31 protein-coding genes are annotated in these 25,553 nt (G+C 63.3%); 17 read left to right on the top strand and 14 right to left on the bottom strand.

Annotation, left to right across the window (positions count from 1 at the left end; translation table 11 throughout):
- Positions 1 to 9: 9 nt before the first annotated feature.
- From rbfA to pspF, 10 genes are all read right to left on the bottom strand, one after another.
- A complete protein-coding gene (gene rbfA / locus PP1Y_RS11820) occupies positions 10 to 408 on the bottom strand; it encodes a 30S ribosome-binding factor RbfA (protein ID WP_013832442.1) in 399 nt (132 codons plus the stop codon).
- A 189-nt stretch (positions 409 to 597) separates the two neighbouring features.
- Positions 598 to 3,300: a translation initiation factor IF-2 gene (infB, locus tag PP1Y_RS11815; RefSeq protein ID WP_041558812.1), complete on the bottom strand. Its 2,703-nt coding sequence runs from the start codon at positions 3,298 to 3,300 to the stop codon at positions 598 to 600.
- A 23-nt stretch (positions 3,301 to 3,323) separates the two neighbouring features.
- Complete coding sequence (locus PP1Y_RS11810) at positions 3,324 to 4,049, bottom strand: DUF448 domain-containing protein (RefSeq protein ID WP_013832440.1); 726 nt, start codon at positions 4,047 to 4,049, stop codon at positions 3,324 to 3,326.
- Positions 4,030 to 5,664: a transcription termination factor NusA gene (nusA, locus tag PP1Y_RS11805; RefSeq protein ID WP_013832439.1), complete on the bottom strand. Its 1,635-nt coding sequence runs from the start codon at positions 5,662 to 5,664 to the stop codon at positions 4,030 to 4,032. The genes PP1Y_RS11810 and nusA overlap by 20 nt, the downstream gene beginning before the upstream one ends.
- Positions 5,665 to 5,667: 3 nt before the next feature.
- Positions 5,668 to 6,228: a ribosome maturation protein RimP gene (gene rimP / locus PP1Y_RS11800; RefSeq protein WP_041558811.1), complete on the bottom strand. Its 561-nt coding sequence runs from the start codon at positions 6,226 to 6,228 to the stop codon at positions 5,668 to 5,670.
- Positions 6,229 to 6,553: 325 nt separating this feature from the next.
- The gene (locus PP1Y_RS11795) at positions 6,554 to 6,916 is read right to left on the bottom strand and encodes a JAB domain-containing protein (protein WP_041558810.1); all 363 of its coding nucleotides are present in this window, start codon (positions 6,914 to 6,916) and stop codon (positions 6,554 to 6,556) included.
- Positions 6,913 to 7,398, bottom strand: a complete 486-nt coding sequence (locus PP1Y_RS11790; protein ID WP_041558809.1) for a hypothetical protein — start codon at positions 7,396 to 7,398, stop codon at positions 6,913 to 6,915. The genes PP1Y_RS11795 and PP1Y_RS11790 overlap by 4 nt, the downstream gene beginning before the upstream one ends.
- Before the next feature lie 34 nt (positions 7,399 to 7,432).
- Positions 7,433 to 7,756, bottom strand: a complete 324-nt coding sequence (locus PP1Y_RS11785; protein WP_232512642.1) for a hypothetical protein — start codon at positions 7,754 to 7,756, stop codon at positions 7,433 to 7,435.
- Between the two features lie 92 nt (positions 7,757 to 7,848).
- Complete coding sequence (locus PP1Y_RS11780; protein WP_013832435.1) at positions 7,849 to 8,364, bottom strand: helix-turn-helix transcriptional regulator; 516 nt, start codon at positions 8,362 to 8,364, stop codon at positions 7,849 to 7,851.
- Positions 8,365 to 8,501: 137 nt separating this feature from the next.
- A complete protein-coding gene (gene pspF, locus PP1Y_RS11775) occupies positions 8,502 to 9,536 on the bottom strand; it encodes a phage shock protein operon transcriptional activator (protein WP_013832434.1) in 1,035 nt (344 codons plus the stop codon).
- 166 nt (positions 9,537 to 9,702) lie between these two features.
- Between pspF and PP1Y_RS11770 the strand changes: the two genes are divergently transcribed.
- From PP1Y_RS11770 to PP1Y_RS11745, 6 genes are all read left to right on the top strand, one after another.
- Positions 9,703 to 9,897, top strand: a complete 195-nt coding sequence (locus PP1Y_RS11770; protein WP_051010021.1) for a hypothetical protein — start codon at positions 9,703 to 9,705, stop codon at positions 9,895 to 9,897.
- A complete protein-coding gene (gene pspA / locus PP1Y_RS11765) occupies positions 9,894 to 10,754 on the top strand; it encodes a phage shock protein PspA (protein WP_013832433.1) in 861 nt (286 codons plus the stop codon). The genes PP1Y_RS11770 and pspA overlap by 4 nt, the downstream gene beginning before the upstream one ends.
- Before the next feature lie 121 nt (positions 10,755 to 10,875).
- Positions 10,876 to 11,253 carry a PspC domain-containing protein gene (locus PP1Y_RS11760; protein WP_007013667.1) on the top strand — a complete coding sequence of 126 codons (378 nt, stop codon included), beginning with the start codon at positions 10,876 to 10,878 and terminating at the stop codon, positions 11,251 to 11,253.
- 29 nt (positions 11,254 to 11,282) lie between these two features.
- Entirely contained in the window at positions 11,283 to 11,567 is a 285-nt protein-coding gene (locus PP1Y_RS11755; RefSeq protein WP_007013666.1) for a hypothetical protein, read from the top strand.
- 36 nt (positions 11,568 to 11,603) lie between these two features.
- Positions 11,604 to 11,897: a hypothetical protein gene (locus tag PP1Y_RS11750; RefSeq protein ID WP_013832432.1), complete on the top strand. Its 294-nt coding sequence runs from the start codon at positions 11,604 to 11,606 to the stop codon at positions 11,895 to 11,897.
- The gene (locus PP1Y_RS11745; RefSeq protein ID WP_041558808.1) at positions 11,894 to 12,130 is read left to right on the top strand and encodes a hypothetical protein; all 237 of its coding nucleotides are present in this window, start codon (positions 11,894 to 11,896) and stop codon (positions 12,128 to 12,130) included. The genes PP1Y_RS11750 and PP1Y_RS11745 overlap by 4 nt, the downstream gene beginning before the upstream one ends.
- Here PP1Y_RS11745 and PP1Y_RS11740 read toward each other — a convergent pair whose 3' ends face one another.
- Positions 12,131 to 14,155 carry an NAD(+) synthase gene (locus PP1Y_RS11740; protein ID WP_173364747.1) on the bottom strand — a complete coding sequence of 675 codons (2,025 nt, stop codon included), beginning with the start codon at positions 14,153 to 14,155 and terminating at the stop codon, positions 12,131 to 12,133. It abuts the gene before it with no gap.
- Positions 14,156 to 14,294: 139 nt separating this feature from the next.
- On the opposite strand from PP1Y_RS11740, the gene PP1Y_RS11735 reads away from it, so the two are divergent.
- Positions 14,295 to 14,705, top strand: coding sequence for a SufE family protein (locus tag PP1Y_RS11735; protein WP_007013661.1), 411 nt, complete (start codon positions 14,295 to 14,297; stop codon positions 14,703 to 14,705).
- Positions 14,692 to 15,051, top strand: coding sequence for a YbaN family protein (locus tag PP1Y_RS11730; protein ID WP_007013660.1), 360 nt, complete (start codon positions 14,692 to 14,694; stop codon positions 15,049 to 15,051). Before PP1Y_RS11735 ends, PP1Y_RS11730 begins: the two co-directional genes overlap by 14 nt.
- Before the next feature lie 15 nt (positions 15,052 to 15,066).
- Here the strand turns inward: PP1Y_RS11730 and PP1Y_RS11725 are convergent, their stop codons facing one another.
- Positions 15,067 to 15,585 (bottom strand): sterol desaturase family protein, encoded by a 519-nt coding sequence (locus tag PP1Y_RS11725; RefSeq protein ID WP_013832430.1) that lies wholly within the window; start codon positions 15,583 to 15,585, stop codon positions 15,067 to 15,069.
- Positions 15,586 to 15,768: 183 nt separating this feature from the next.
- Here PP1Y_RS11725 and PP1Y_RS11720 point away from each other — a divergent pair, with 183 nt between their 5' ends.
- The 8 genes from PP1Y_RS11720 (at position 15,769) to PP1Y_RS11690 (ending at position 20,730) form a co-directional block, all read left to right on the top strand.
- On the top strand, positions 15,769 to 16,155 hold the full coding sequence (locus PP1Y_RS11720; RefSeq protein ID WP_013832429.1) for a hypothetical protein: 387 nt from the start codon (positions 15,769 to 15,771) through the stop codon (positions 16,153 to 16,155).
- A gap of 97 nt (positions 16,156 to 16,252) precedes the next feature.
- Positions 16,253 to 17,686, top strand: a complete 1,434-nt coding sequence (gene leuC / locus PP1Y_RS11715; RefSeq protein ID WP_013832428.1) for a 3-isopropylmalate dehydratase large subunit — start codon at positions 16,253 to 16,255, stop codon at positions 17,684 to 17,686.
- A 4-nt stretch (positions 17,687 to 17,690) separates the two neighbouring features.
- Positions 17,691 to 17,855: a hypothetical protein gene (locus PP1Y_RS26105; protein ID WP_173364725.1), complete on the top strand. Its 165-nt coding sequence runs from the start codon at positions 17,691 to 17,693 to the stop codon at positions 17,853 to 17,855.
- Positions 17,855 to 18,457 (top strand): 3-isopropylmalate dehydratase small subunit, encoded by a 603-nt coding sequence (gene leuD, locus PP1Y_RS11710; protein ID WP_013832427.1) that lies wholly within the window; start codon positions 17,855 to 17,857, stop codon positions 18,455 to 18,457. Before PP1Y_RS26105 ends, leuD begins: the two co-directional genes overlap by 1 nt.
- Before the next feature lie 133 nt (positions 18,458 to 18,590).
- On the top strand, positions 18,591 to 18,914 hold the full coding sequence (locus tag PP1Y_RS11705; RefSeq protein WP_013832426.1) for a DUF1476 domain-containing protein: 324 nt from the start codon (positions 18,591 to 18,593) through the stop codon (positions 18,912 to 18,914).
- A 36-nt stretch (positions 18,915 to 18,950) separates the two neighbouring features.
- Positions 18,951 to 19,184 (top strand): BolA family protein, encoded by a 234-nt coding sequence (locus tag PP1Y_RS11700; protein WP_007013653.1) that lies wholly within the window; start codon positions 18,951 to 18,953, stop codon positions 19,182 to 19,184.
- A gap of 34 nt (positions 19,185 to 19,218) precedes the next feature.
- Positions 19,219 to 19,548 carry a Grx4 family monothiol glutaredoxin gene (grxD, locus tag PP1Y_RS11695; protein ID WP_013832425.1) on the top strand — a complete coding sequence of 110 codons (330 nt, stop codon included), beginning with the start codon at positions 19,219 to 19,221 and terminating at the stop codon, positions 19,546 to 19,548.
- Between the two features lie 387 nt (positions 19,549 to 19,935).
- Entirely contained in the window at positions 19,936 to 20,730 is a 795-nt protein-coding gene (locus tag PP1Y_RS11690) for an NUDIX domain-containing protein (protein ID WP_013832424.1), read from the top strand.
- Positions 20,731 to 20,778: 48 nt separating this feature from the next.
- Here PP1Y_RS11690 and PP1Y_RS11685 read toward each other — a convergent pair whose 3' ends face one another.
- Together PP1Y_RS11685 and PP1Y_RS11680 are read right to left on the bottom strand one after the other, a co-directional pair.
- Positions 20,779 to 21,087 carry a PilZ domain-containing protein gene (locus PP1Y_RS11685; protein WP_065762409.1) on the bottom strand — a complete coding sequence of 103 codons (309 nt, stop codon included), beginning with the start codon at positions 21,085 to 21,087 and terminating at the stop codon, positions 20,779 to 20,781.
- A 211-nt stretch (positions 21,088 to 21,298) separates the two neighbouring features.
- Positions 21,299 to 22,780 (bottom strand): AMP-binding protein, encoded by a 1,482-nt coding sequence (locus PP1Y_RS11680; protein WP_013832423.1) that lies wholly within the window; start codon positions 22,778 to 22,780, stop codon positions 21,299 to 21,301.
- A 528-nt stretch (positions 22,781 to 23,308) separates the two neighbouring features.
- On the opposite strand from PP1Y_RS11680, the gene PP1Y_RS11675 reads away from it, so the two are divergent.
- The gene (locus tag PP1Y_RS11675; RefSeq protein ID WP_013832422.1) at positions 23,309 to 25,534 is read left to right on the top strand and encodes a bifunctional diguanylate cyclase/phosphodiesterase; all 2,226 of its coding nucleotides are present in this window, start codon (positions 23,309 to 23,311) and stop codon (positions 25,532 to 25,534) included.
- Positions 25,535 to 25,553: the final 19 nt, after the last annotated feature.

Here is a 25,553-nt window from a genome sequence, read left to right as displayed (position 1 = left end):
CGACGGCGATCAGTCTTCCTGGTCGAGATCGCGCTTCACGCGCGGATCGGACAGGAGCGCGTCGATGCGGCTTGCCTCGTCGAAAGTCTCGTCGGCGCGGAACCGGATCTTGGCCGCAAACTTGAGCTTCAGGCGCTGTGCCACTTCGCGCTGGAAATAGGCCGTGTTGGTCCGCAGCGCCTTGAGCACCGCTTCCTCGTCCATGCCGAGCAGTGGCTTCACATAAACGGTGGCCTGCCGCAGGTCCGGCGTCATGCGCACTTCGGTGACCGACACCGAATGCCCGCTCAAAGTGTCGTCGTGCACCTGCTGCCGGGTCAGAACTTCACTGATCACATGACGCACCTGTTCGCCCACCTTCAGGAGGCGGACAGAATGCTGTTCGGGGGTAACTTGCTGGCGTGCCATCGTCTGCGTCCATTTGGGTGCCCGGCGGCAATTTGCAACACGTGAGAACGGCCCGCAGCCGTCCCCTGGCGGTGTCCCTCATGAGATTGCCTCACAAGGGAAATGGGGCAGCGATTCGCGATCGCCACCCCATCAATCCATCGATCCTACCGGTACCGCACCGCGGCACCGGGGAACGCGCGAAGGGCCTCAGCCGATCGTGCGCTCGCGCTCGCTGACCTCGAAGACTTCGAGGTGGTCGCCCGGCTTGATGTCGTTGGTATCAGCCAGAACCACGCCGCACTCGAGGCCGGTGCGCACTTCGTCGACGTCGTCCTTGAAGCGACGCAGCGAAGCGATGGTCGTTGCCGAAACGATGACGTCGTTGCGGGTAAGACGGGCATGGAGCCCCTTGCGGATGACGCCTTCGACGACCAGCAGGCCGGCCGCCTTGTCCTTCTTGCCGGCCGGGAAGACCTGCTTGACCTCGGCGCGACCGACGACTGTCTCGACCTTTTCCGGACCCCAGATGCCGGCCATCTGCTTGGCGACTTCCTCGGTGAGTTCGTAGATGACATCGTAGTACATCATCTCGGTCTTGGTCTTCTCGATCTGTTCGCGCGCCTTGGCGTTGGGACGGACGTTGAAGCCGACAATCGGCGCGCCCGAGGCCGAAGCCAGGGTCACGTCGCTCTCGGTGATCGCGCCCACGCCCGAATGCAGGATGCGGACCTTGATCTCGTCGTTCGAGAGCTTGTGGAGCGCGTTGTTGATCGCTTCCACCGAACCCTGGACGTCCGCCTTGATGACCACCGGATACTCGATGACGTTCTGCTTGGCGGCCAGCGCCGAGAACATCGTGTCGAGGCTCGCCGGCGCCGTCGCCGTGCGCTTGGCGGTCGCCTGCTCCTGACGATAGGACGAGACTTCGCGGGCACGCTGCTCGCTCTCGACCACGGTCAGCACATCGCCGGCCATCGGCACGCCGCCGAGACCGAGGACCTCGACCGGCATCGACGGTCCGGCTTCCTTGACCTGGCGCCCCTTGTCGTCGTTCATCGCGCGAACACGGCCGCTCTCGGTGCCGACCACGAAGATGTCGCCACGCTTGAGCGTGCCGCGGTTGACGAGGACGGTCGCGACCGGGCCCTTGCCCTTGTCGAGCTTGGCTTCGATGACGGTCGCTTCCGCGGCGCGGTCCGGATTGGACTTGAGTTCCATGAACTCGGCCTGGAGCAGGATCTTCTCGATCAGCTCGTCGAGACCCTTGCCGGTCTTCGCCGAGACTTCAACGTCCTGAACGTCACCCGACATTTGCTCGACGATGATCTCGTGCTCGAGCAGGCGCTCACGCACCTTCTGCGGGTTGGCGTCTTCCTTGTCGCACTTGTTGATCGCCACGATCATCGGAACGCCCGCGGCCTTCGTGTGATTGATGGCCTCGATCGTCTGCGGCATGATCCCGTCATCGGCCGCTACCACCAGGATGACGATGTCGGTGACATTGGCACCGCGCATGCGCATTTGGGTGAAGGCCGCGTGACCCGGCGTGTCGAGCACGGTGAGCTGAGCCCCGTTCTTGGTCTTGATCTGGTAGGCACCGATGTGCTGCGTGATGCCGCCGGCTTCGCCGCGCACCACGTCCGTGCCGCGCAGGGCGTCGAGCAGGCTGGTCTTGCCGTGGTCGACGTGACCCATGATCGCCACGACCGGAGGACGCGCCTTCAGCGTCTCATCGGCATCGACGTCGCCGGTTGTGTCGATGTCGACATCGCTTTCCGAAACGCGCTCGATGTTGTGGCCGAACTCGGTGACGAGCAGTTCTGCGGTATCCTGGTCGATCGTCTGGTTGACAGTGACCATCATGCCCATGTTGAACAGCGCCTTCACGAGGTCGGCACCCTTCTCGGCCATGCGGTTGGCCAGTTCCTGAACGGTGATCGCCTCGGGGACGATGACGTCGCGAACCTGCTTCTCACGCTGCTGGCTCTGGCCCGAGAAGTGCGCACGACGCTCCTTCTCGCGGGCGCGCTTGAGTGCAGCGAGCGAACGTGCACGTGCACCTTCGTCCTCGTTCAGCGCGCGGCTGACGGTCAGCTTGCCGGACTGGCGACGATGATCGGGAGCCTTGCGGTCGCCACCACGCGGAGCGGGCGCGCCCTTCTTGGCGCCCGCCGGCCCCTTGCTGGCTCCGCCGCCGGCGGCACCGCCACCCGATGCGCCGCCCTCCGGCTTGCGGGCCGCAGGTTCGGGGCGCTTGACCGGAGTGAAGCGGCGCGGCGCGGGCGCCGGGGCTCCGGCTTCCCTGGTCTTGCCTGCGGGAGTGGGAGCAGCAGCAGCCTCGGGCGCGTCCTGCTCAGCTTCCTTGGCCTGCTCGGGTTCTGCTGCAGTTTCCGCTGCGGGTTCAGCCTTGGCTTCGGGCTGCGGCTCAGGAGCGGCCTTGGCCACTTCCTGTTCGGCTTCCTTGGCCTTGGCGGCCTCTTCCTCGGCGCGGCGATTCTCCTCGGCGCGGCGCTTTTCTTCCTCGATGGCGCGCAGCTTTTCTTCCTGCTCGCGACGATTGGCTTCCTCCAGCGCGGTGAGTCGGGCTTCCTCGGCCTCGCGCAGCAGGCGAGCCTGCATTTCCTGACGGGTCTCACCCGCAGGAGCAGCCGGCTTCTTGGGCGCGGGCGCCGGAGCCGGTGCAGGCTTCTGGGGCGCTGCCTTGGCTTCGGGCGCCGGAGTTTCCTCGGCCTTGGTTTCCACGACGTCGCCCGCCCCCGGCTTTCCGAGGATCTTGCGGCGCTTGACCTCGACCACCACCTTGTTGGTGCGGCCGTGGCTGAAGGTCTGCTTGACCTCACCCGCTTCCACCGAGCGCTTAAGCCCAAGCGGCTTGCGGCCCAGGGTCGGTTTGTTGTCGGTCTCGCTCATATCTCTCGTCGTGCCCTTCAATCTCAATTCGTCGTGACGGGCGCGGCGCCAGCCTGCCCGTTATCTTCATCCATACCGACCGCGTGCCCTTCGGACGCGGCCTGCCCCTGGAAATGCAGGAGGCGCTGCAGCAGCGATGCGACTCGATTAGCCGCGCCGCGATCGGTCAGCGCCAGGTGAACGACGTTGTCGCGGCCCAATGCCACAGACAGTGTCTCCCGGTCCAGTGGCAAGCGCGTCCCTTGCAGGCCGCTTCCCTCCGCCTCGCTACCGACCCTCCAGGCCTGATCGAGCTTTCGCGAGCCGTCCTGGCTCGCATCGGCGGAATGACCAAGCCACTCGACCCGGCCCTCACGCGCGTTCTGCGCAATGCGGTCCGAACCCATGAGCAGCTTGCCCGATTTCAGTTCAAGGCCCAGCCTTTCGGTCAGCGCGCGAATCAGCGCCTGCTCGATCCGATCTGCCAGGTCGTCGGGAACGGACAGTGGCGCACCCTTGAAGGCGCGAGCCAACGCTCCCTTAAGTTTGCCCTTCGCGACCGCTTTTTCAAGAGCCTCGCGCGACACGCCGATCCACGCGCCGCGCCCGGGGGCACGCGCGTGGACGTCCGGAAGGACGAGGCCGTCGGGCGAGATCGCAAGGCGCAGGAGTTCGTCCCGCGCAGCCGTCCCGCCGGAAAGGATGCAGGTCCTTTCCGGGCTGGCACTATCGATGTCGGAGCTTAAGCGCTCATTGCGAGGATTCCGCATCGGCGGCCTCCTCGGTTACAGGCGCTTCGTCCGCCGGTTCGTCGTCGAACCAGTGGGCGCGAGCGGCCATGATGATTTCATTGCCCTGCTCTTCGGTCAGGCCGTACTCGCCGAGTACACCGCCCTTGTCCTCTTCGCGGGCGCGTCGGTTGACCGAGCCGTCGCGGCGACGCTGCTCGGAACGCTTCTTGGCGATGAGTTCGTCGGTGGCGAGGTCGGCAACGTCGTCGAGCGTCTTGATCCCGCCCTTGCCGAGCGTGACCAGCATCGCTTCGGTGAGGTGCGGCAGCTCGGCCACGGCATCCTCGACGCCCAGCGCGCGGCGTTCCTCGCGGGCGGCCTCCTCGCGGCGCTCGAGCGCTTCGTGGGCGCGGCTCTGAAGTTCTTCGGCAAGTTCCTCGTCGAAGCCCTCGATCGCGGCCAGCTCGGACAGTTCGATGTAGGCGACTTCTTCCAGCTCGGTGAAGCCTTCGGCAACCAGCAGCTGCGAGAGGGTCTCGTCGACATCGAGTTCGTCCTCGAACATCTTGGAGCGCTCGGTGAATTCCTTCTGGCGCTTCTCCGAAGCCTCGGCCTCGGTCATGATGTCGATCTGCGAACCGGTGAGCTGCGAAGCGAGGCGCACGTTCTGGCCGCGGCGGCCGATCGCCAGCGAAAGCTGGTCATCGGGCACGACGACTTCGATGCGGCTTTCTTCTTCGTCGATGACGACGCGGCTGACGGTCGCGGGCTGCAGCGCGTTGACGACGAAAGTCGCGGTGTCCTCGCTCCAGGGAATGATATCGATCTTCTCGCCCTGCAGTTCCTGCACGACGGCCTGGACGCGGCTGCCCTTCATGCCGACGCAGGCGCCGACCGGGTCGATCGAGTGATCGTGGCTGATCACGCCGATCTTGGCGCGCGACCCCGGGTCGCGGGCGGCCGCCTTGATCTCGATGATGCCGTCGTAGATCTCGGGCACTTCCTGCGCGAAGAGCTTCTTCATGAACTCGGGGTGTGCGCGAGACAGGAAGATCTGCGGACCGCGGTTCTGGCGCTCGACACGCAGGACCAGCGCGCGCACGCGCTCGCCGACGCGGGCCGCTTCGCGCGGGATCTGCTGGTCGCGGCGGATGACGCCTTCGGCGCGGCCGAGGTTGACGATCACGTGGCCGAATTCGACCGACTTGATCACGCCGGTGATGACTTCACCCGCACGATCCTTGAATTCCTCGTACTGGCGGTCGCGTTCGGCATCGCGGACCTTCTGGAAGATCACCTGCTTGGCCGACTGCGCATCGATGCGACCGAGATCGACCGGCGGCAGCGGATCGACGATGAAGTCACCGATCTTGGCGTCCTTCTGCAGCTTTTCGGCCTGCTTGAGATCGACCTGCTTGAAATAGTCTTCGACGTGCTCGACCACTTCGACGACGCGCCACAGGCGCAGGTCGCCGGTACGCGGATCGAGCTTCGCACGAATGTCGTTCTCTGCACCGTAACGGTTGCGGGCCGACTTCTGGATGGCTTCTTCCATCGCCTCGATGACGATCGACTTGTCGATCATCTTCTCCGATGCGACGGAGTTCGCGATCGCAAGCAGCTCGGCGCGGTTGGCGGAAATCGCACTGGCCATGGCTTAGTCTTCCTGTTCCTCGAGAATCTCGTCGGCGCCGCTCGTATCCAGCGGGCGGGTTGCAGCAATCAGCTTGTCGGTAAGGACCAGCCGCGCGGAATGAACGTCGGACAGCGGGAAAGTTACCCGGCCCGATTTCCTGTCTTCGAATTCGACCGTTTCACCGTCGAGGCCGACAAGTTCGCCATTCAGCGTCTTGCGATTGCCCTCGATGGGAGCGGTCAGATTGATTCGCGCCTCGTGACCGGCCCAGTTGACGTAATCCTTGGGACGCGTGAGCGGACGATCGATACCCGGCGAGCTGACTTCGAGGCGGTAGGCCTCTTCGATCAGGACTTCACCCGCCTCTTCAAGAGCGTCCATGCGATCGGAGATGCGATGCGAAAGCTTCACACAGTCGTCGAGGACGAGCTGCCCGGTCTTCGGGTTCTCGGCCATGATCTGCAGCGCATGCTCATCGTCGCCGACTTCCGAACGGCCGAACAGCTTCACGCGCACGAGATCGAATCCCAGGGCTTTGACCTCAGGTTCGATGACTTCGACAAGGCGCGCGATATCGACCAAACGAAACTCCACGTTAAATCACTGGTTTACCCGTAGCACATCGATGCAACGCGGTTCCGCGCCGGCCCCTTCCGGCGCCAGCCCGAACCTTGTTTCACCAATGTCGGGATGAGGCGCAGATAAGCGCATTGCCTTCAAAACGCAAGGCCCGATGAAAGCGGCGGCAATCTGGGCGAAGACCCGAGAAACCCGAAGCGCGACCTGCCGTACCGGACGCTGACCACACCGGTAACGACAGGCCGCTACTCCCCCATGCAGCTCTTGCCCCGAGACCCCGCGCCTGCCCGGCGCACGATTCGTATCCCGCGATAGGCAGGGATGTCGGCTAAGTTTTGGACCGGCCGGGACGGCCGATCATCAATCCCGCCCTGCGCATGCTTACGGCCATGCGTCCGGCAATGACGAGATGATCGAAAAACTCGACTTCCACCGCTCGCGCGATCGCGGCTAGCTGGCGCGTGGCAGCAATGTCCGCCTCGCTCGGGCTCGGATCGCCGGAGGGATGGTTGTGGACGAGGACCAGCCCTGTCGCGTCAACATCGAAGATGCGCTTGAGCAGCGGACGATAGCGCCCGCGCACCGATGCGCTTGTCCCTTCACTGCCGGACAGACAGGTTACCAGTATGCCGCGAACATCGAACAGGAGCGCAACCACGACTTCATGGCGCAAACCGCCGATCTGGCTCACCAGCGATTCGAGGGTCGCTCCGGATAGCGGCCTGACGACGCAGGCCCCCGGGACCAGTTCTGCCATGAGGGATCGGCTCCATTCCGCTTCAATCTGACCATGTGCAGGACCGTCCCCACCAGCAGGGCCGCCAGGGCCACGAAGGTCGGAGAGCCGCGCATCAGCGCGTAGACGAACGGCGGCACGCCGATGTCCGCCCACCGCGCGAAGTGCGCGCTCACGCTGAGGAGTTGTAGGGACGCTGCCCATATCGGCCAAATTCTCCGGGCTTGAACAGCCAGTATTCCAAAACCCGTAAGACCGACGAAATCGGTCACGAGTGCCGCCGGATCGACGCTGACGAAATGGCTGGGCACGAAGACGATGGCGATCCGCTGGATCACGGCCATCGCGACGATCACCAGTGCTCCGTAACGCTCCGGCGCCCCGCCCTTCCATGTCGCCAGAATGAGGGAGAGGGGCAGCAACAGGAAGAATGCCAATTGTTCACTTCCCAAACCTGCCCCTCCTCATTCCTCAGGCGACGGCGCGCTCCAGGTCGAGGTCGCGCAACTCGCCGCGATTATCCGGGCACTCGTAAGGAATGTCCATGCGTTCCGCGAGCTTGGACAGATCGGAGTGCGCACGAACCAGTTCCGAACGCGCTTCCATCAGATTGCGCTGCATGTTCGCGACCCTCATCATCGGGCGCTGACCTTCATAGGCATCTTCGGTCGTGGCGATACGCCCCCGAGCGATTTCGGCAAGAAGTTCTCCGGCCTTGGCGAGCAGTTCGTCCATGCCCGTTTCCACCGACTTGATGCTGCGGGAAATCCGCATTCCAGCAATTTCAGGAGTCATGCTCTTCATCTCCGCTGGCGCCCCCGGCGCTCATTCAGGTTCGAAGGCAATCGGTGCTCAACCGGGCCGGTTCGCCCCGTCAGGGCCGACCGTCAGATCAGCCTGCCCAGGGCATCGGCAATGGCCAGCGAAGACGCGAGCGTCATCGCCATGATCATGGCCAGAACGAGAATGGCCACCAGCCGCCCCGCCCTGCCGAATTTCGCATCGAAAGCCTCCAGGCCCGCCGGTCGCCGTCCCTTGTCCTCGTACCACTCGCGATGCATCGCCATCGGCCTTGCATCGGAGAGGACGAAGACCGGATCGACCGGCAAGTCCTGATCAGCGTCATCCCCGCCGCCGGGCTCACCGTCGACACGTGAAAAATCACATATGGTTTTGTCACATAGCTCAAGAAGCTGGACATAGCGCCGCGTGGTATCCTTGCGGTTGGTCGTCCCCCACTTGTCACGAACCGCGGAAATGCGCTGGTCGACCGTATTGGGCGCGATGTTCAGCTCACGCGCGATTTCCTTGGTGGTGCGGTGCATCGCGAGCAGGTCCAACACTTCGACCTGCTTGGCCGTCAGGCTGTCCAGCAGTGACCTGGCTTCATCTTCGTCGAACACCGGAATACGACTCGCCCGCCTATTGTATGCCTACCCTACACGACAAACCGGCACGCCATAAACGACCCCGGCCTTATCCTAAGCTGTCAGTTAATTGCATGGCAAAGCGACCCGCCCGTGACAAGGTCGCGCGCCAGTTATTCCGTCGCCATGATTCGGTGCTTGCGGATACAGTGCCTGATCTGATCATAAGTAAGCCCCAGCGCAGCAGCCGCTCGACGCTGGTTCCAGCGGTGCCGATCGAGCGCCGCGCGCACCAGGCTGTTTTCGTAGGCGTCGACCGCCGCGCGCAAGTCGTCGACCTGCTCCGGCTCCGGCGCCGACAAGGCCCGCTCCTGAGACGGCGTCCCGTCTACCCGAATGCGGGCGCGTGGCTCTTGTAGCGAATCCGGTCGATGCCATGGGCTTTCGAAGGGATCGAACACGATTTCGGCAATCGGTTCGTCTTCCAGTCCCCAGCGATAGACCGCCCGCTCCACGACATTGCGCAACTCGCGAACGTTGCCCGGCCACTCATGACCTTCGAGCGCATCGCATGCGGCCGCGCTGAAGCCGGGCCACCCCTGCCACTCCAGTTCGGCGGCCATGCGTCTCCCATAATAGTCCGCCAGTTCGAAGACATCCCCCTCCCTCGCCCGCAGCGGCGGAAGATTGATGACTTCGAAACTCAACCGATCCAGCAGGTCGGCGCGAAACCTGCCTTCTTCGGCAAGGCGCGGAAGGTCGGCATTGGTGGCGGCCACGATGCGCACATCGACCATAGAGGGCCGCGAAGATCCGATCCGGGCGATTTCGCCATACTCGATCGCGCGCAGCAGCCGTTCCTGCGCGGCCATTGACAATGTTCCCAGCTCATCGAGGAAGAGGGTGCCGCGGTCCGCTTCCTCGAAGCGCCCGACCCTTGCCTTGACCGCCCCCGTGAAGGCGCCCGCTTCATGACCGAACAGCTCGGCCTCGATCAGTGTTTCGGGAAGTGCCGCGCAGTTCATGGTCACGAGCGCCTCGTCCCAGCGGGGAGACAGGCGATGAAGTCGCTGGGCAATCAGTTCCTTGCCGGTCCCGCGCTCCCCGATGACGAGAACCGGCCGGCTGACGGCGGCGGCCCGACTGGCCCGCTCCACCGCATCGAGGAAGGCCGTCGACTGGCCGATGAACTGCACATCGCGATCCATGACCAATAATTAGCGAAATTTCCCATTAGTTGGCAATTCATCTTTTCCGTGGACCTTCAATCTTCGGATGAACCACAGGAATTCCGCCATTTCGGGCAATTGGCACGCCCTTTGCGTTCGATGGGGCGTAGTGAACGCAAGACCGGAAACTGAGGGAATTCACGTCATGTCGACCAGCATCGCAAGCACCGAACGCACCGACCGCCAGCCGGAAGGGCCCACCGTGCGCAGCAAGCTTGACTGGGCGATCATCGCCAGCGTCCTCGCCATGGGCACTCTCAATATCCTGGTCCTGTCCGACCAGGTCGGTCCGGCCAAGGCCTATGCCGCTTCGCCCGTCTGCGGAGTGCCGCTGCAATGAGCAGGCTCGACGCGGAAATCGAAATCCTCCAGAATCCGGTCAAGCACTCCTGCACCGGCGAGGCCCGCTTCGGCAGCGCCCCAACCGACGCCCAGACCCAGAACTTCGGCCCGACCTACATCAAAGGAAACATCAGGATGGGTATCTTCTCCCGCACGCGCGACATCATCGCCGCGAACTTCAACGACATGCTCGACAAGGCCGAAGATCCCGCCAAGATGATCCGGCTGATCATCCTCGAGATGGAGGAGACCCTCGTCGAGGTCCGCACTTCGAGCGCGCGCACGATCGCCGACCAGAAGGAACTGCGCCGCCATGTCGCCAAGCTGGAAAAGCTGCAGGACGACTGGGCGGACAAGGCCCAGCTGGCCCTCAGCAAGAACCGTGAGGACCTTGCCCGCGCCGCGCTGATCGAACGCAAGAAGGCCGCGGACATGGCGACCCAGCTGCGCGAGGAAGTCCTTGTCCTGGACGATGCGCTGCGCGCCTACGAGGAAGATATCGAAAAGCTGCAGAGCCGTCTTCGCGAGGCCCGCAGCCGCCAGAGCTCCATCGCCGCACGCTTGCAGAGCGCCGAAAATAGGGTCAAACTGCGCACCCTGCTTTCGAGCGAGCGCGTGGACGAGGCGATGGCACGCTTCGACCAGCTTGAGCGGCGCGTCGATTATGCCGAAGGTCGGGCCGAGGCGCTGGGCCTCGCCGACAGGCGCCAGCCGACGCTCGCCGAGGAAATCGCCGCGCTTGCCGATGGCGACAAGATCGAGGCCGAGCTTACCGAGATGAAGCGCAGCATGGGCCATGCCCCCGAGAAGTCCAGCGACGCATCGGGCAAGCGCGCCGAAGATCAACCGGAATAATTGCGGCGCGCGCCAGGCTCCCGGAAGCGCGCTCCGCCCGCGATGGGCCAGGACCGGGAAACAGGGACAGCGCACGCCCATTCGCAAACAGGGGCACGCGCAAACAAGGGAAGGAACACCAGTGTCACGCGGACAATTCTATCTCGACAAGTCGAATGCCAAGCTCGCAGGCGTATGCGCCGGCATCGCCGACTATACGGGCGTCGATGCGCTCTGGATCCGTCTGGCCGCCGTTCTGCTGACTTTCTTCGGCTTCTACCTTACCATTCCGATCTACATCGCGGTCATGGTGCTGGCCGACAAGCGCCCCAACTACCTCTACAGCGAGGAAGAGGAAGAACGCCTGCTGCGCCGCATGGAGCGCCGCCGCTCCAGGCAGGGCCGCTCGACGCGCCTGCGCTCGGAAATCTCCGACATCGACCGCCGCGTGGCGGACATGGAAGCCCACTACACCAGCAGCAATTCGCGGCTCGCCGCCGAGATCGAGAGCCTGCGCTGAGCGCAGGCCTCACGAAAGGACCGCTTCTCATGTTCAACTTTGCGGAACTCATCCCCATCGTGGCGCTGTCGATCCCGATCGTAGCGATCTGGACCCGGCACCAGCGCAAGATGGCGGAGCTCCAGGTTAAGGCGACCGCCGAAAAGGCCGCTCAGTACGCAACCAGCAACGCCGAACTCGAGGAACGCGTGCGGGTACTCGAGCGAATCATCACCGATGGCGGTTACGACACCGCCCTGCAGATCGAGGCCCTGCGCGATACGCGCGACGGCGACGCACTGCGCAAGTCCGAAAGGGACACATCCGTCAACTGAGAGCCGCTTGCGGCCGGGTTACAGGGGCAGAATACGATGGGTTTCGGTGATGTCATCGCCTTTGCCGCGCTCATGGGCGCACTGATCGCCATGGTCGCGCTCGCATCGGGTGCCTACAAGCGCCGGCTTGACTTCCAGCAGCGGAAGCTGGAACTCCTTGCCGGCAAGGAAACGCAGCATGCAAAGCAGCTTGAGGTGCATTGCGCCGAGCTGGAGCAGCGCCTGCGCGTCCTGGAAAGAATTGTCACCGATGCCGAGAGCAAGAACCCGATCGCCATGCAGATCGAGGCCTTGCGCGACAGCGATGCACAAGAGGTTGTCACGCAATGAGTTTTTGGACTGCCGTCGTCGTTCTCTTCGCCATCGCGTCGATTACCTGGCTGCGCTCGCAAAAATACCGCGCCATGGGCGACCGTCGCGGGCCGGGCCACAGCGCCCGCGAGGAAGAACTCGAGCACGAGGTGGAAGCCCTGCGCAAACGCATCTCGGTGCTCGAACGCATTGCCACCGACGATCGGCGCAGCTCCGATCTCTCGCGCGAGATCGAATCGCTGCGCGACTGATCAGGGCAGCCGCGCTTCCAGTTCCGCCAGCCAGACTGCCGCGCTCGCATCGGACGGTGCACGCCAGTCCCCGCGCGGGCTCAGCGCCCCGCCAGAAGACACCTTGGGCCCGTTGGGGATCGCCGAGCGCTTGAACTGGCTGAAGGCGAAGAAGCGGCCCAGGAATTTCTCGAGCCAGCTGCGGATGGTCTCCAGGTCGTAGGCATTCTTGCGCTCGTCAGGAAACCCGGCCGGCCAGGTGCCCGCCGCCGTGTCATGCCAGGCATGCCAGGCAAGGAACGCCACTTTCGAAGGCTTCTGCCCGAACCGCATCACGTGGTGCAGGAAGAAATCGTTGAGTTCGTATGGCCCGATCTTGGCCTCGGTGCTCTGGATCGCGCCGTCGGCCCCGGCCGGGACCAGTTCGGGAGAGATTTCGGTAGCCAGGATCGCCAGCAGGATCTTCGCGGTCGGCTTGTCGAAGTCGCCAGTCGTCGCACACCAGCGGATCAGGTACTGGATCAGCGTCTTGGGCACGCCGGAATTGACCGCGTAATGGCTCATCTGGTCGCCCACACCATATGTGCACCAGCCCAGCGCCAGTTCGGACAGGTCGCCGGTCCCGATCACAAAGCCGCTGTTCTGGCTGGCCAGGCGGAACAGATAATCGGTGCGCAGGCCCGCCTGCACGTTCTCGAACGTCACGTCGTAAACCGGCTCACCGTCGGCGAAGGCATGGCCGATGTCCTCCAGCATCCGGGTCGAGGCGGGAATGATGTCGATTTCGTCGGCAGTGATGCCCAGGGCCTTCATCAGCTTCCAGGCATTGGACTTGGTGCCCTCGCTCGTGCCGAAGCCGGGCATCGTGTAACCGCGGATGAATGTGCGAGGCAGGCCCAGCCGGTCGCAGGCGCGCGCGGCGACGATCAGCGCATGGGTCGAATCGAGACCGCCCGAAACGCCGATGACCATCGACTTCGCGCCGGTCGATTCGATGCGGCGCATGAGGCCGTCGACCTGGATGTTGAACGCCTCGTAGCAGTCCGCATCGAGCCGCTCTGCGCGGTCGGGAACGAAGGGAAAGCGGCTCACCTGCCGGATCAGGCCTATATCGCGCCCCGCGGGCGCGTGTCGGAACGACACGGTGCGGAACGTCTCGTCGGGCCGCCCGGCCACTTCGCCGGAATCGCTGAAGGTCGGCAGGCGCATCCGGTCGTTGAGGATACGGTCGCAGTCGACGTCGGCGATGCACAGCTCGGGATCGAGCGAGAATCGCTCGGATTCGGCGAGCAGGTCACCCAGTTCGTAGATGACGCCCTGCCCGTCCCAGGCAAGGTCGGTCGTGCTCTCGCCGTGCCCGGCGGCGCAATAGACATAGGCCGCGGTCGCGCGGGCCGATTGCGAGCGGCAGAGCATGTGCCGCTCGTCCGACTTGCCGATCACGATGTTGGAAGCCGAAAGGTTGCACAGGATCGTCGCCCCGGCGAGCGCGCCAAGCGAACTGGGCGGGGTCGCGGCCCAGAAATCCTCGCAGATCTCGGCGAAGAAACGGAAGCCCGGCAGAACTTCGGAGGCAAAGACGAGGTCCGTGCCGAAAGGCACATCGTGCCCGTTGACCCGGATCGACTGACCGCGAATGTCCTTCCCGCTGGCGAACCAGCGCTTTTCGTAGAATTCGCGATAGTTGGGCAGGTAGGACTTGGGAACCGCGCCCAGAAGCTTGCCATGAGCGATTGCCAAAGCGCAGTTGTAGAGCCGGCCGTTCTTGCGCAGCGCAGCGCCGATCAGAAGCACAGGCGTCAATTGCGCGCTTGCCTTGACGATTTCGCCGATCGCCGCCTCGACTGCCTCGATCATGGCCTGCTGCAGGTGCAGGTCGTCGATCGCGTAGGAGGACAGGCACAGTTCGGGATAGACCAGCAGATCGACATGCGCCTCGTGCGCGCGGCGCGCCTCGGCCAGAATCGCGTCGCGATTGAAGGCGACGTCAGCCGTGCGCACGTGCGGCGTGGAGGTAGCGACGCGCACGAAACCGTGCTCATGCATGGCGTAGAACGGGTGGCTGTGCGTGGCGTTCAAGGTTGCGGGGCTCCGTACGTCTCTTGAGTGACTCCACTGACAGCAAGACGCTGGCGAGGCAAGGAATCCCCTTGCCCTTGCCCATTCGGCGCTTAAATGGCCTAGCATGCGCAGCCTCGACGATATCCGCGAAGAGTACGAATTCCTCGATGGCGACGAACGCTATCGCCTGCTGATCGAACTCGGTCGCGAACTGGACGCCATGCCCGATGCGCTCAAGACCGATGCGACCAGGGTGCGCGGCTGCTCGGCCAGCGTCTGGGTCTATCCGATGGCGCAGGACGACGGCAGACTGCACTTCCTGGCCGACAGCAACGCGGCCATCACCAAGGGCATCGTCGCGCTGGTGATCTCTGCCGTGCAGGACAGGCCCGCCGCCGATGTCGCTGCAACCGACATCGCCGCCGCGCTCGAACCTTTCGACCTGAAGAACCAGCTGTCGTCCAACCGCACTCAGGGCGTGCCCAACATGATCACCCTGATTCGCGAAACAGCAGCCCGGTATGCGGCAAGTTAAACGCGGGGTCTGGCTGGCGGCGGGGATCTTCTTCGTCGCGCTGGGGACCATCGGCATCTTCCTGCCGATCATGCCGACCGTGGTGTTCTACCTCCTGGCGGCCTGGTGCTTTTCCAAGAGCCATCCCGAATGGGCGGAAAAGCTTCACAACCACCCCATTCACGGCCATCACCTGCGCGCCTGGCGCGATCGCCGGGCGATCAGCCGCAAGGGCAAGGTCTCCGCGATCCTCGCGATGACCGCCTCGATACCCTTCACATGGCTGCTGACCGGCTGGCCCTGGTTCCTGATCCCGGTCGCGGTGCTGGCGATTCTGGGCCCCTGGATATGGACGCGGCCCGAATAGGGCCGGAAGCCTGGCTCAGTCCTCGACCGCCTCGCGCAGGACAGCGATGCCGGCCTGGCGCTGCTCGCGCAGTTCGCGCTTGAGCACTGCCGGATCGCGGGCGACCACGAAGCCGAAGCTCACCCCGCCTTCCTTGCCGATCGTTGCGTGGTGCAGCTTGTGCGCCTGCACCAGCCGCTTGGCATAGCCGCGCTTGGGCACCCAGCGGAAATAGCGCTGGTGGACGAGGCCATCGTGAATCAAGGTGTAGATCACACCATAGACGAGGATGCCGAGGCCGATCCACGTAGCCGGCGCCCAGGCGCTCTCTCCGAGGACAAGCGGAGAGCCGAGCGCGAACATCGAAATGCTCATCCCCGCGCCGACGAGCGCGAAGAGGTCGTTCTTCTCCAGCAGGTTGTCGTGCGGTTCGTGATGATCGCGGTGCCAGGCCCAGCCGAACCCGTGCATGACGTACTTGTGGCTCGACCATGCGACGAATTCCATCGCGGCCACGGTGGCAAGGACGATCAGGCTGGCAACAACTGCGGACATGCGGATCGCTATAGCACTGCAATCGCGCCCTGCGACACTCTCTTACAAATGCGCATGGATTTGCGACGGGTCATATTCCTGCCGTTCATCTTCGCAGTCATATTTCTGAATGCACGGAACGCCGAGCAGCAACCCCGAGTTGCCCCGCCCTTTCCGGACAGATGCAAAGAAGGAAATGACATCATGCGCACCCTGACCAAGATCGTCGCCCCCGCCCTCGTCGCCGCACTGGGCATCGCCACCATCGCCCCTGCCTCGGCCCACGAAACCGCCCGATACGACAATGTCCGTCATGACGCGGCGCGCCACACCCCGGCCCGCAATGCATCGATCCGCAGCGACATCAATGACCTGCGCCGCGACATTGACCGTGCAGCCGCCCGCCGGACGATCAGCCAGCGCGAAGCCAAGGGCCTGCGCCGCGACGCTGCCGAAATCCAGCGCCTCTACGCCAGCTATGCCCGCAACGGCATCTCGGCCCGGGAGATGCAGATCCTCCAGCGCAAGGTCGATCGCGTCCACGTCGCCCTGCGCATGGAGCGCCGTGACCGAGACAACCGCCGCGGCTGACGCTGGGCACCCGGCACCGCCTCCAACATCCGCTCTACGATTAGGTCCGCTCGTTCCGCTTGAATTGCGGGGCGAGCGCGCCTAATCGCGCCTCATCATGAGCACGAAACCGCGTACACTCTACCAGAAGATCTGGGACGCCCACGTCGTCGACCAGCGCGACGACGGTACCAGCCTCGTCTACATCGACAGGCACATCATCCACGAGGTGACCAGCCCGCAGGCCTTCGAAAGCCTCCGCGCCGCAGGCCGCCCCGTGCGCCGCCCAGACCTTACGCTCGCGGTTCCCGACCACAACCTGCCGACTACGGCGCGCAAGGACGCTGCAGGTAATGTCCTGCCCATTGCCGACCCGCAGAGCGCCCAGCAGCTCGCCGCGCTTCAGAAGAATGCGCCCGAGTTCGGCATCCGCTACATCGATTCGACCGACCCGGAACAGGGCATCGTCCACGTCGTCGGCCCCGAACAGGGCTTCTCGCTGCCCGGCGCGACGATCGTGTGCGGCGACAGCCACACCGCCTGCCACGGCGGCCTGGGCGCACTGGCATTCGGCATCGGCACGAGCGAAGTCGAACACGTACTCGCTACGCAGACCCTGCTGCTCAAGCAGTCCAAGACCATGGAAGTGCGCGTCGAGGGCACGCTGGGCGCGGGCGTCACACCCAAGGACGTGATCCTGCACATCATCGGCCTCATTGGCACCGCTGGTGGCACCGGCCACGTGATCGAGTATCGCGGCAACGTCTTCGAGGAAATGTCGATCGAGGGCCGCCTGACGGTCTGCAACATGTCGATCGAAGGGGGCGCGCGCGCCGGCCTGGTCGCTCCCGATGAGACCACTTTCGCCTACATCAAGGGACGCCCCTACGCGCCCAAGGGCGAGGAATGGGACAAGGCCATCGCCTGGTGGAAAAGCCTTGCCACCGACGAAGGCGCGACTTTCGACAAGACCGTCTCGGTCCGCGCCGAAGACATCCAGCCGACCGTGACCTGGGGCACCAGCCCCGAGGATACCTCCGCGATCGGCGGCGTCGTTCCGGCACCGGAAGACTTCGCCGACCCTTCGAAGCAAAGCGCAGTCAAGGTTAGCCTGGAATACATGGGCCTGACGCCCGGCACGAAGCTGACCGACATCGAAGTGCAGAACGTCTTCATCGGCTCATGCACCAACAGCCGCATCGAGGACATCCGCGCTGCCGCCGAAGTGCTCAAGGGCCGCCACAAGGCCGACAACGTCAAGTGGGCGATCATCGTCCCCGGCTCGGGCCTCGTCAAACAGCAGGCAGAGGCCGAAGGGCTCGACAAGATCATCATCGAGGCCGGTCTCGAATGGCGCGAACCGGGCTGCTCGGCCTGCCTTGCGATGAACCCGGACAAGGTTCCCGCCGGAGAGCGCTGCGCCTCGACCAGCAACCGCAATTTCACCGGGCGCCAGGGCCCCGGTGCCCGCACCCACCTGATGAGCCCGGCCATGGCCGCGGCGGCTGCCGTCACCGGCAAGCTGACAGACGTGCGCGATCTGGTAGGATAAGAAGATGTCCGAGGAATCCGAAAGCAATCTGGCCAGCAAAGCCGCCATTGCCGCCGGCGCCGCCATTGGCTCTGCCGCCATCGCCGCCGCCCTGCTCTTCGTGAAGCGCCGCAAGGCCCGCAACGAGGAAAAACCGCTCCACCCCGAAACCGCGCCCGAGACCGACTGATGGAATCCATTTCGCATGTATCCGGCCGCGCCATTCCGTTCGGCCGCAAGAACGTCGACACCGACGTGATCATCCCGGCCGCCTGGCTCAAGACGATCACCCGCGAAGGGCTTGGCCAGGGTGCCTTCGAGGCGGTCAAGCAGGAACCGGGCAACGTCTTCACCGACCCGGAATATGCCGGGGCGCCGATCCTGATCGCCGGCGACAACTTCGGCTGCGGCTCCAGCCGCGAACACGCCGCCTGGGCCCTGCTCGACATGGGCGTGACCTGCGTGATCGCGCCCAGCTTCTCCGACATCTTCTCCAGCAATGCTTTCAAGAACGGCATTCTCACCGTGGCGCTGCCGCAGGATGCCGTCGATCGCTTGCTGGAAGTCGCGAAGAGCGATGCCATCGACGTCGACCTCGAAGCGCAATCCGTGACCACGCCGTTTCAGGACCGCTTCACTTTCGAAATCGATCCGTTCCGCAAGCATTGCCTGCTTGAGGGTCTTGACGAAGTCGGGCTTACCATGGCGCAGGGCGAGGCCATCAAGGCTCATGAAACGCGCGCGAAAGTGGAAATGCCTTTCCTTGCCCGCACCATCGCGACGGTCGACTGAAAAGGCCTTCGCCAAGTCGAAGGATTAAGGGCAATCGGCGAATCTGGATTGAACCAAGTCAATCCGGGCCTTATCCGCTTCTGGTAAGCAACAGGGGCCCTATTCCCGTGGGCATTATTCTCGAGGTTGTCATATGACGAGTTTTGAAGACCGCGAACGCGCAGAAGAAGCCAAGTTCGCACATGATGCCGATACGCAGTTCCGCATTCAGGCGCGCCGCAACCGGCTTGTCGGGGAATGGGCCGCAGAACGCATGGGCCTTTCGCAGGCCGAAACCGAAGCCTATGCCAAGGCCGTCGTCCAGGCCGACTTCGAGGAAGCCGGCGACGAAGACGTCATCCGCAAGCTGCTCGGCGACATCACCGCCGCCGGCGTAGAAACCACCGAGGCCGAAGTGCGCACCGCACTCGAAGCCAAGCAGGTCGAGGCCCGTCGCGCCTTTCTCGGCGAAGTCTGAGAAGCGCAGGGCACAGGAAACTCAGGGAACCCAACCATGGCAATGTCCGCAGAACAGATCGAAACCCTGATTCGGGCCTCGCTGCCCGATGCGCAAGTGACGATCACGGACCTTGCCGGTGACGGCGACCATTATTCCGCGCACGTGGTTTCCGCCGCATTCACCGGCAAGCCGCGCGTTGCGCAGCACAAGATGGTCTACGAAGCACTGGGCGGTCGCATGGGCGGCGAACTCCATGCCTTGCAACTGACGACCGCCGTTCCCAACTGAGCTTGCGTAGAAGATTAAAAGGTCAGCCTTCACCATGTCCGAAGTCAACGCCCGCATCGGCGAGATTGTAAACAAGAACGACATCGTCCTGTTCATGAAAGGGACGCCGCTATTCCCCCAGTGCGGCTTTTCCAGCCGTGCCGTGGCGATCCTCGAACACCTCGGCGCTCCCTATGAGAGCGTCGATGTGCTGCAGGACATGGAAATCCGCCAGGGAATCAAGGCCTACTCGGATTGGCCGACGATCCCCCAACTCTACGTGAAGGGCGAATTCGTCGGCGGCAGCGACATCATGATGGAAATGTACGAGGCCGGTGAACTGCACCAGCTCTTCATCGATTCCGGACTCGCCACGCAGGGCTGACCTGCGCAGGGTATCGCGCCGCATCGCAAGATCAGGACGCTCGGAAGGAAACTTCCGGGCGTTTTCTCTTGCACTCAAGGGATTGGCGGCGACGCAAACCTCTCGGCCTGTCGCAGTGCAAGATCGTCGATGCCGGGAAGTGTCTCGGGGAGACGGGGCCGTGGAGACTGGTCGGCCCCGTCTCTATTCGAGACTACTCGGGGGTACGGACCTATAAGCATATACCATGCCAATTTCGATTTTCGCCGGTTTTCCGCGTTTCCGGTCCGGCTCGCCCAAAGGCCACCGCAGGATAGTGTAAAGGCACCCGACACCATTCCAGTGCCGCGCGCGCGCCTCTCACATTTATGCCTTGCCTGCTTCGCCCCGTCGCGCGACAGCAAGGCCATGTTCGAATTCCCTCAGACCGATGAGCCCATTCCCGCAGATGGCCCGAATGTCATCCCCGCCGCGACGGTCGTCATCTTCCGCCAGTCGAGGACCGGAGGCGCGCCTGAACTGCTGATGCTGCAGCGGGCGAAAGAAATGCGCTTCGCTGGTAACGCGACCGTCTTTCCCGGCGGGCGGGTCGACCCTGCCGACCGCGATCTCGCCAAGGCCTTGCTTCCCGAGGTGCCAATCGAAAGGGCAGCGGCCAAGATCGCGGGAATTCGCGAAACGCTGGAGGAGACGGGGCTGATGATTGCCGTGCGCACTCCGGTCAGCCCGAAGGAAGCCGCTGCTGCCCGGGTCATGCTGCTCAAGGACGGCAGGCTCGCACCGGTTCTCGATCATTTCGGCTGGGAACTGGCCACCGACAGTCTCACGCTCTATGCCCACTGGTGCCCGATCTGGGAGCGCGCTTTCGACACGCGCTTCTTCATCCACGACCTCGGCACCGGCTCGGTCGATGTCGAAGTCGATGCGACGGAGAACACGCGCCTGTTCTGGACCAGCGCCGCCGATACCCTGGCCATGGCAGGCCGCGGTGAGATCAAGATCATCTTCCCGACCAGGCGCAACCTCGAAAGGCTCGCACAGTTCAATTCCTACGACGAGGTTCTGGAGGACATTGCACGCCATCCCGTGCGTCGCATCAATGGGATTACCATCGACCACGATGGCGAGAAGTGGCTGATGCTGCCTGAAGATGCGGGCTATCCGGTCCTCGGCGAACCCCTCTCAAGCGTCAGGCGCAGCTGACTTACCAGTCATCCCGGCAGGCAGGCACGTGCCCTAGCCTGCCTTCGCTCAAGGCTCGATGGCGTGCCTCTGCGCGAGGTGATCGACAACGGGAGCGTAGATCGGCCGATCGAACTCGATCCCGGCCACATCGTTCTTGTTCCAGCGCACGACGCCGGTCAGCGCTTCCATGCCCTCGGGCCGGATAATGACACGCGTGCCGACGCGGAAGAACAGGCTGCGCGGCCGGATGCAACATCCTTCGACCGAAATGTCGGAGATCTCGCCCTCGTCGCGCATGCCCGCCTGCGTCCGGCACTGCACGGGCAGGGACACGGGCCGACGGATATAACGGCGAGGCAACATGGGTCGGGTCATGGTCGCTCATCATGACCGAAACTGGTTGATCAACTTTTAAAGCGGCCTGCAGACATGTCGAAGCGAACCAGTAAACATCCAGTAGACTACCGGCATTACTGAGATTCTAAAGGCACTTGGCAAGATAACGATCAAGCACAAGCACTCGCCTTTTCTCACGGAAAGACTTTCAGAATCGACCATTCACCTGCGCTGCAAAACAAAAATCGGCTCAAGCGAAGAGCCCGGCGAACTGTTCGCGCAAGAGCTTTTTCTGGATCTTGCCCATCGTGTTGCGCGGTAACGCATCCAGGGTCAGAATGGTTTTCGGCACCTTGAACGCCGCCAGATCCTTGCGCAGGTCCTCGCGCACCGCATCGGGATCGAATGCTCCCGCGGGCTGGACCACGGCGACGACCGCCTCGCCGAAGTCGGGATGGGGCACGCCGATCACGGCGGCTTCGGCCACGTCATCGCGGTCGTCCAGCAAGGCTTCCACTTCGGCCGGGTAGACGTTGAGGCCGCCGGAGATGATCAGGTCTTTCTCGCGCCCGACCAGCTGGACGTAGCCCTCGGCATCGATCACCCCCATGTCGCCGGTAATGAACCAGCCGTCGGGCCGAAACTCGGCCGCGGTCTTCTCGGGCATTTGCCAATATCCCTTGAAGATATTGCGCCCCTGGACTTCGACGATACCGACTTCCCCCTGGGGCAGCACCGTGCCGGTCTCGAAGTCGGCAATGCGCAGCGAAACGCCGGGAAGCGGCGGACCGACAAAGCCGGCGCGGCGCTCACCGTCATAGGGATTGGATGTGAGCATCCCGGTCTCGGTCATCCCGTAACGCTCAAGGACGCGGTGGCCGCAGCGTGCCTCGAATGCGCGATGGATGTCGACAGAGAGCGGGGCCGAGCCGGAGATGAACAGGCGCATGTTCGACGCCGCCTCGCGCGTGAATGCAGGATCGGCAAGCAAACGAATGTAGAACGTGGGCACCCCCATCAGCACGGTCGAATGCGCCATCAGCTCGATCACCCGCCCGCTTTCGAACTTCGGCAGGAAAACCATCGAGGCGCCTGAGAAGAGTACACAGTGAACCGCCACGAACAGGCCGTGGACATGGAAGATCGGCAAGGCGTGAATGAGCCGGTCGTCAGGCGTGAAACGCCAGAATTCGATCAGCATTTCGCCGTTCGAAGCTAGGTTGTCTTGGGTCAGCATAGCTCCCTTGGGCTTGCCGGTCGTGCCCGAAGTGTACAGGATCGCCGCGATGTCGTCGCTCTGGCGCGGCACGGGCGCCGCCGCCTCTTGCGGCATGTCGGCGAAGAGCCGTTCGAGCGTCGTCACCTGCATCTTGCCGCCGCCGATGCGCTCGAAAAGCCCGGTACTCCGATCGCGGCAGACGGCCAGGACAGGCGTTGCATCGCTGGCAAAATAGGTCAGCTCGGCTTCGGTATAGTCGACGTTGAGCGGCAGGTAGATCGCCCCGGCCCGGATCGCGGCGATGTAGAGGATCAGCGTCTCGACGTTCTTGTCGGTCTGCACCAACACCCGCTCGCCCGGCGCCACGCCCAGCGCCTGCAGCCGCGCGGCCAGTCGTCCAGCCTCCTGTTCAACCTCGCGATAGGTCCAGCAACGCTGCCCGTCTTCGACCAGAATCCTGTCCGCGAACACACCGAAACTGCGCGCAAAGCGTGAATAGAGATCGCCCGACACGTATTGCCTCTTCCCTTGCGTCAATGCCTGAAGCCTCGAATGGGGGAGGCGCTGGGGATACGCAACCCCTGCGCCAAAAGCAGCCTTTCCCAATTTCCTCAAGTGGGCTGCAGAACCCACTGCAACTTAAGGAAATATATGACGAATATTACCGCAGCTCTTTCCCGGCGTGCAGCATTCCTTGCAAAGCGATCCAATGGACGCGGCCATGAACGCACGGGGCATAAATTCAACTAACGCAATACATCCCCGGAATACTGCCGAAGCAGCCCACCGGACAAGAGTCCGGATGCAAGGAGCCGCCACGAGAATGCGTTGCAATAGTGCCACTACGGTCACTCTTGCGCTTGCCCTGCAAGCACTCTCCTGCGAAACGAAGCAATCAGCACAACTCCGGACTTGACCAAAACCCATCGCAATTGACGTTTTCACATGCATTATCGAAAAAATAACCAAATATTTTCAATAGCGTAAAATCAGAGCACAAAAGTAATTCGGATCGCCGCGCTCAAGGAATTTCAGAAGATAATGCCCCCCATTCCACCGAATGATGCAGAGCGGGTCGCAGCGCTCAGGCAACTCGAATTGCTCGACGGTCCCGGACACCCATCGTTCGACGATGTCGTGCAGGTCATCAGCCGAACGCTCGATTCCTCGATCGCGATGATCTCGCTGATGGATGAGCAACGGCAGTGGTTTCTTGCCTCTCGAGGGATCGATGTCCGGGAAACGCCGCGCGAGATGGCGTTCTGCAATTATCCGGTTGCCTTTGGCGAACCTTTCCTGGTTCGGGACGCTCACAGCGACACGCGTCTCGCCGATAGCCTGCTTGCGCACGAGGGCCCGCAGATCCGCTCCTACATCGGTTATCCGGTGCGCGCCCCCGACGGCCATATCCTCGGCACGGTGTGCGCAGCTGACCCGGCCGCGGACAAGTTCGACACTTCGCACCTCGACCTGATGGGAAATCTATCGACACTGGTCGAACAGCTTGTCGCGGCCCATGCCCTCACGCTCGAGCTGGATCGCATGCATCGCAACCTGGCAGCGGAGAAGACGAGGCTAGAGCAGGTCAACATGACCTTCAGCCAGATGGAACGGATCGCCCGGATCGGGGCCTGGGAGTACGACATCGAGTCCGCCCGGCTCTCCTGGTCCGAGAGCATTCACACGATCCATGGACACCCCATCGATCAGCCCATCGATAGCAAGACCGCCATGGACTACATCGTCCCAATGCACAGGCCGATAGTGCGCGATGCCATTCGGGCCATGGTGGACGGTGCGAACGAGATCGACTTCGAGGCCGACATCATCACCCGTACCGGCAAGTCGAAGCGCATACACATCGTCGGCCAGAGGCATGAGGAAAGCGAACGCGCCCGACGCATCGTCGGTGTCCTCATGGATGTCACCGAACGATACAAAACGCACCTTGCGCTGAAGCGCGCGGCCGAAATCGACGAGCTGACCGGGCTGCTCAATCGCAATGCCTTTGCCGCGCACCTGGATGACACGGTCCAGTTGAACGGCGCCGGCAATCGGCCGCCACACCTGCTCATGTTCGACCTCGACGGACTGAAGGATACAAACGAGATCTACGGCCACACCGTGGGCGATCAGGCTCTGCGCGAGGTCAGTGCGCGGATCGCCGCTCTGGCGACGGACCGGCTTTCCGTCTCGCGCTGGGGAGGCGACGAATTCGCCGTCACCATACCGGGCGACATGCCGGTCAATGCGATCCGTGAATTCGCCCGCAAGGTGATCGACGCCATCGCGGTCCCGATCGAGCAACCCCGCCGCACGATCTACCTGAGGGCCACTTGCGGCGTCGCGGAAAGCGAACCGCACATTTCGGGCAAGGAACTGGTGCGACGCGCCAACCAGGCGCTCCACCTCGGCAAGACCACCGGGATGGGCCTCGTCCATTTCTACGACCAGTCGTTCGAGCAAAGGAAGCAGGCGCGCAAGGCAATAGAGCTGGAAATCCGTTCGGCGCTCGAACAGGGGCGGATCTTTGCGCGCTACCAGCCCATCGTCGACCTGCATACCGGCCGCACCGAAGGCTATGAAGCGCTGCTGCGACTGACCAACGCAGCAGGCAAGGAACTGACGGCGGCACAGCTCCTGCCCGCTCTTGTCGATCCGGAACTGTCCAGACTCGTCGCCTCCCGGATGATGAACCTCGTCGCCGCCGACTTCGCGGAGATTTCACGCTCTGCCGGAATCCCGGGCTTCATCAGCATAAACGCCACCGAGGCAGACCTGCTGGGCTGCGACTATGTCGATATGCTGCTCTCCACCCTCGCCGCGCATGCCGTTCCCACAGAGCACATCACGCTGGAAGTGACGGAAACGATGCTGCTGGTAAACGATCTGGACCGGATGCGCGCCGTGCTCGAACGCCTCAAGGCCGCGGGGATCTCGATCGCTCTCGACGATTTCGGGACCGGATTTTCCTCGCTGACCCATCTCAAGGTCTTCCCGATCGACAAGGTGAAGATCGATCGCAGTTTCGTGTGCGACATCACGCAGGACCGCTATGCGCATTCGATCGTGGCTGGCGTCATTGCCATGGCACGCAGCCTCTCGGTCGACATCATTGCCGAAGGTATCGAAACCCGGGAGCAGTTGGCGATGCTGCGCGAAATGGGCTGCGTGATGGGCCAGGGCTTCCTTCTGTCCAAGCCCGTCCATGCAAGCGATTGCCGGCCGCACGCCGCCTTCGTTGCAGCTACTGAAAACGGCTTATGACAAAACTAATCTTTTCAGA

It is taken from the genome of Novosphingobium sp. PP1Y, assembly GCF_000253255.1.
In the GTDB taxonomy this organism is placed as follows: domain Bacteria; phylum Pseudomonadota; class Alphaproteobacteria; order Sphingomonadales; family Sphingomonadaceae; genus Novosphingobium.
This window is presented reverse-complemented; position numbering and strand designations above follow the sequence as displayed.

Coding starts and splice junctions, on each gene's coding strand:
- rbfA (WP_013832442.1), bottom strand. CDS start 408: ATGGCACGCCAGCAAGTTACCCCCGAACAGCATTCTGTCCGCCTCCTG.
- infB (WP_041558812.1), bottom strand. CDS start 3,300: ATGAGCGAGACCGACAACAAACCGACCCTGGGCCGCAAGCCGCTTGGG.
- PP1Y_RS11810 (WP_013832440.1), bottom strand. CDS start 4,049: ATGCGGAATCCTCGCAATGAGCGCTTAAGCTCCGACATCGATAGTGCC.
- nusA (WP_013832439.1), bottom strand. CDS start 5,664: ATGGCCAGTGCGATTTCCGCCAACCGCGCCGAGCTGCTTGCGATCGCG.
- PP1Y_RS11785 (WP_232512642.1), bottom strand. CDS start 7,756: ATGACTCCTGAAATTGCTGGAATGCGGATTTCCCGCAGCATCAAGTCG.
- pspF (WP_013832434.1), bottom strand. CDS start 9,536: ATGGATCGCGATGTGCAGTTCATCGGCCAGTCGACGGCCTTCCTCGAT.
- PP1Y_RS11770 (WP_051010021.1), top strand. CDS start 9,703: ATGTCGACCAGCATCGCAAGCACCGAACGCACCGACCGCCAGCCGGAA.
- pspA (WP_013832433.1), top strand. CDS start 9,894: ATGAGCAGGCTCGACGCGGAAATCGAAATCCTCCAGAATCCGGTCAAG.
- PP1Y_RS11755 (WP_007013666.1), top strand. CDS start 11,283: ATGTTCAACTTTGCGGAACTCATCCCCATCGTGGCGCTGTCGATCCCG.
- PP1Y_RS11750 (WP_013832432.1), top strand. CDS start 11,604: ATGGGTTTCGGTGATGTCATCGCCTTTGCCGCGCTCATGGGCGCACTG.
- PP1Y_RS11745 (WP_041558808.1), top strand. CDS start 11,894: ATGAGTTTTTGGACTGCCGTCGTCGTTCTCTTCGCCATCGCGTCGATT.
- PP1Y_RS11740 (WP_173364747.1), bottom strand. CDS start 14,155: ATGCATGAGCACGGTTTCGTGCGCGTCGCTACCTCCACGCCGCACGTG.
- PP1Y_RS11735 (WP_007013661.1), top strand. CDS start 14,295: ATGCGCAGCCTCGACGATATCCGCGAAGAGTACGAATTCCTCGATGGC.
- PP1Y_RS11730 (WP_007013660.1), top strand. CDS start 14,692: ATGCGGCAAGTTAAACGCGGGGTCTGGCTGGCGGCGGGGATCTTCTTC.
- PP1Y_RS11725 (WP_013832430.1), bottom strand. CDS start 15,585: ATGTCCGCAGTTGTTGCCAGCCTGATCGTCCTTGCCACCGTGGCCGCG.
- PP1Y_RS11720 (WP_013832429.1), top strand. CDS start 15,769: ATGCGCACCCTGACCAAGATCGTCGCCCCCGCCCTCGTCGCCGCACTG.
- leuC (WP_013832428.1), top strand. CDS start 16,253: ATGAGCACGAAACCGCGTACACTCTACCAGAAGATCTGGGACGCCCAC.
- PP1Y_RS26105 (WP_173364725.1), top strand. CDS start 17,691: ATGTCCGAGGAATCCGAAAGCAATCTGGCCAGCAAAGCCGCCATTGCC.
- leuD (WP_013832427.1), top strand. CDS start 17,855: ATGGAATCCATTTCGCATGTATCCGGCCGCGCCATTCCGTTCGGCCGC.
- PP1Y_RS11705 (WP_013832426.1), top strand. CDS start 18,591: ATGACGAGTTTTGAAGACCGCGAACGCGCAGAAGAAGCCAAGTTCGCA.
- PP1Y_RS11700 (WP_007013653.1), top strand. CDS start 18,951: ATGGCAATGTCCGCAGAACAGATCGAAACCCTGATTCGGGCCTCGCTG.
- grxD (WP_013832425.1), top strand. CDS start 19,219: ATGTCCGAAGTCAACGCCCGCATCGGCGAGATTGTAAACAAGAACGAC.
- PP1Y_RS11690 (WP_013832424.1), top strand. CDS start 19,936: ATGTTCGAATTCCCTCAGACCGATGAGCCCATTCCCGCAGATGGCCCG.
- PP1Y_RS11685 (WP_065762409.1), bottom strand. CDS start 21,087: ATGACCCGACCCATGTTGCCTCGCCGTTATATCCGTCGGCCCGTGTCC.
- PP1Y_RS11675 (WP_013832422.1), top strand. CDS start 23,309: ATGCCCCCCATTCCACCGAATGATGCAGAGCGGGTCGCAGCGCTCAGG.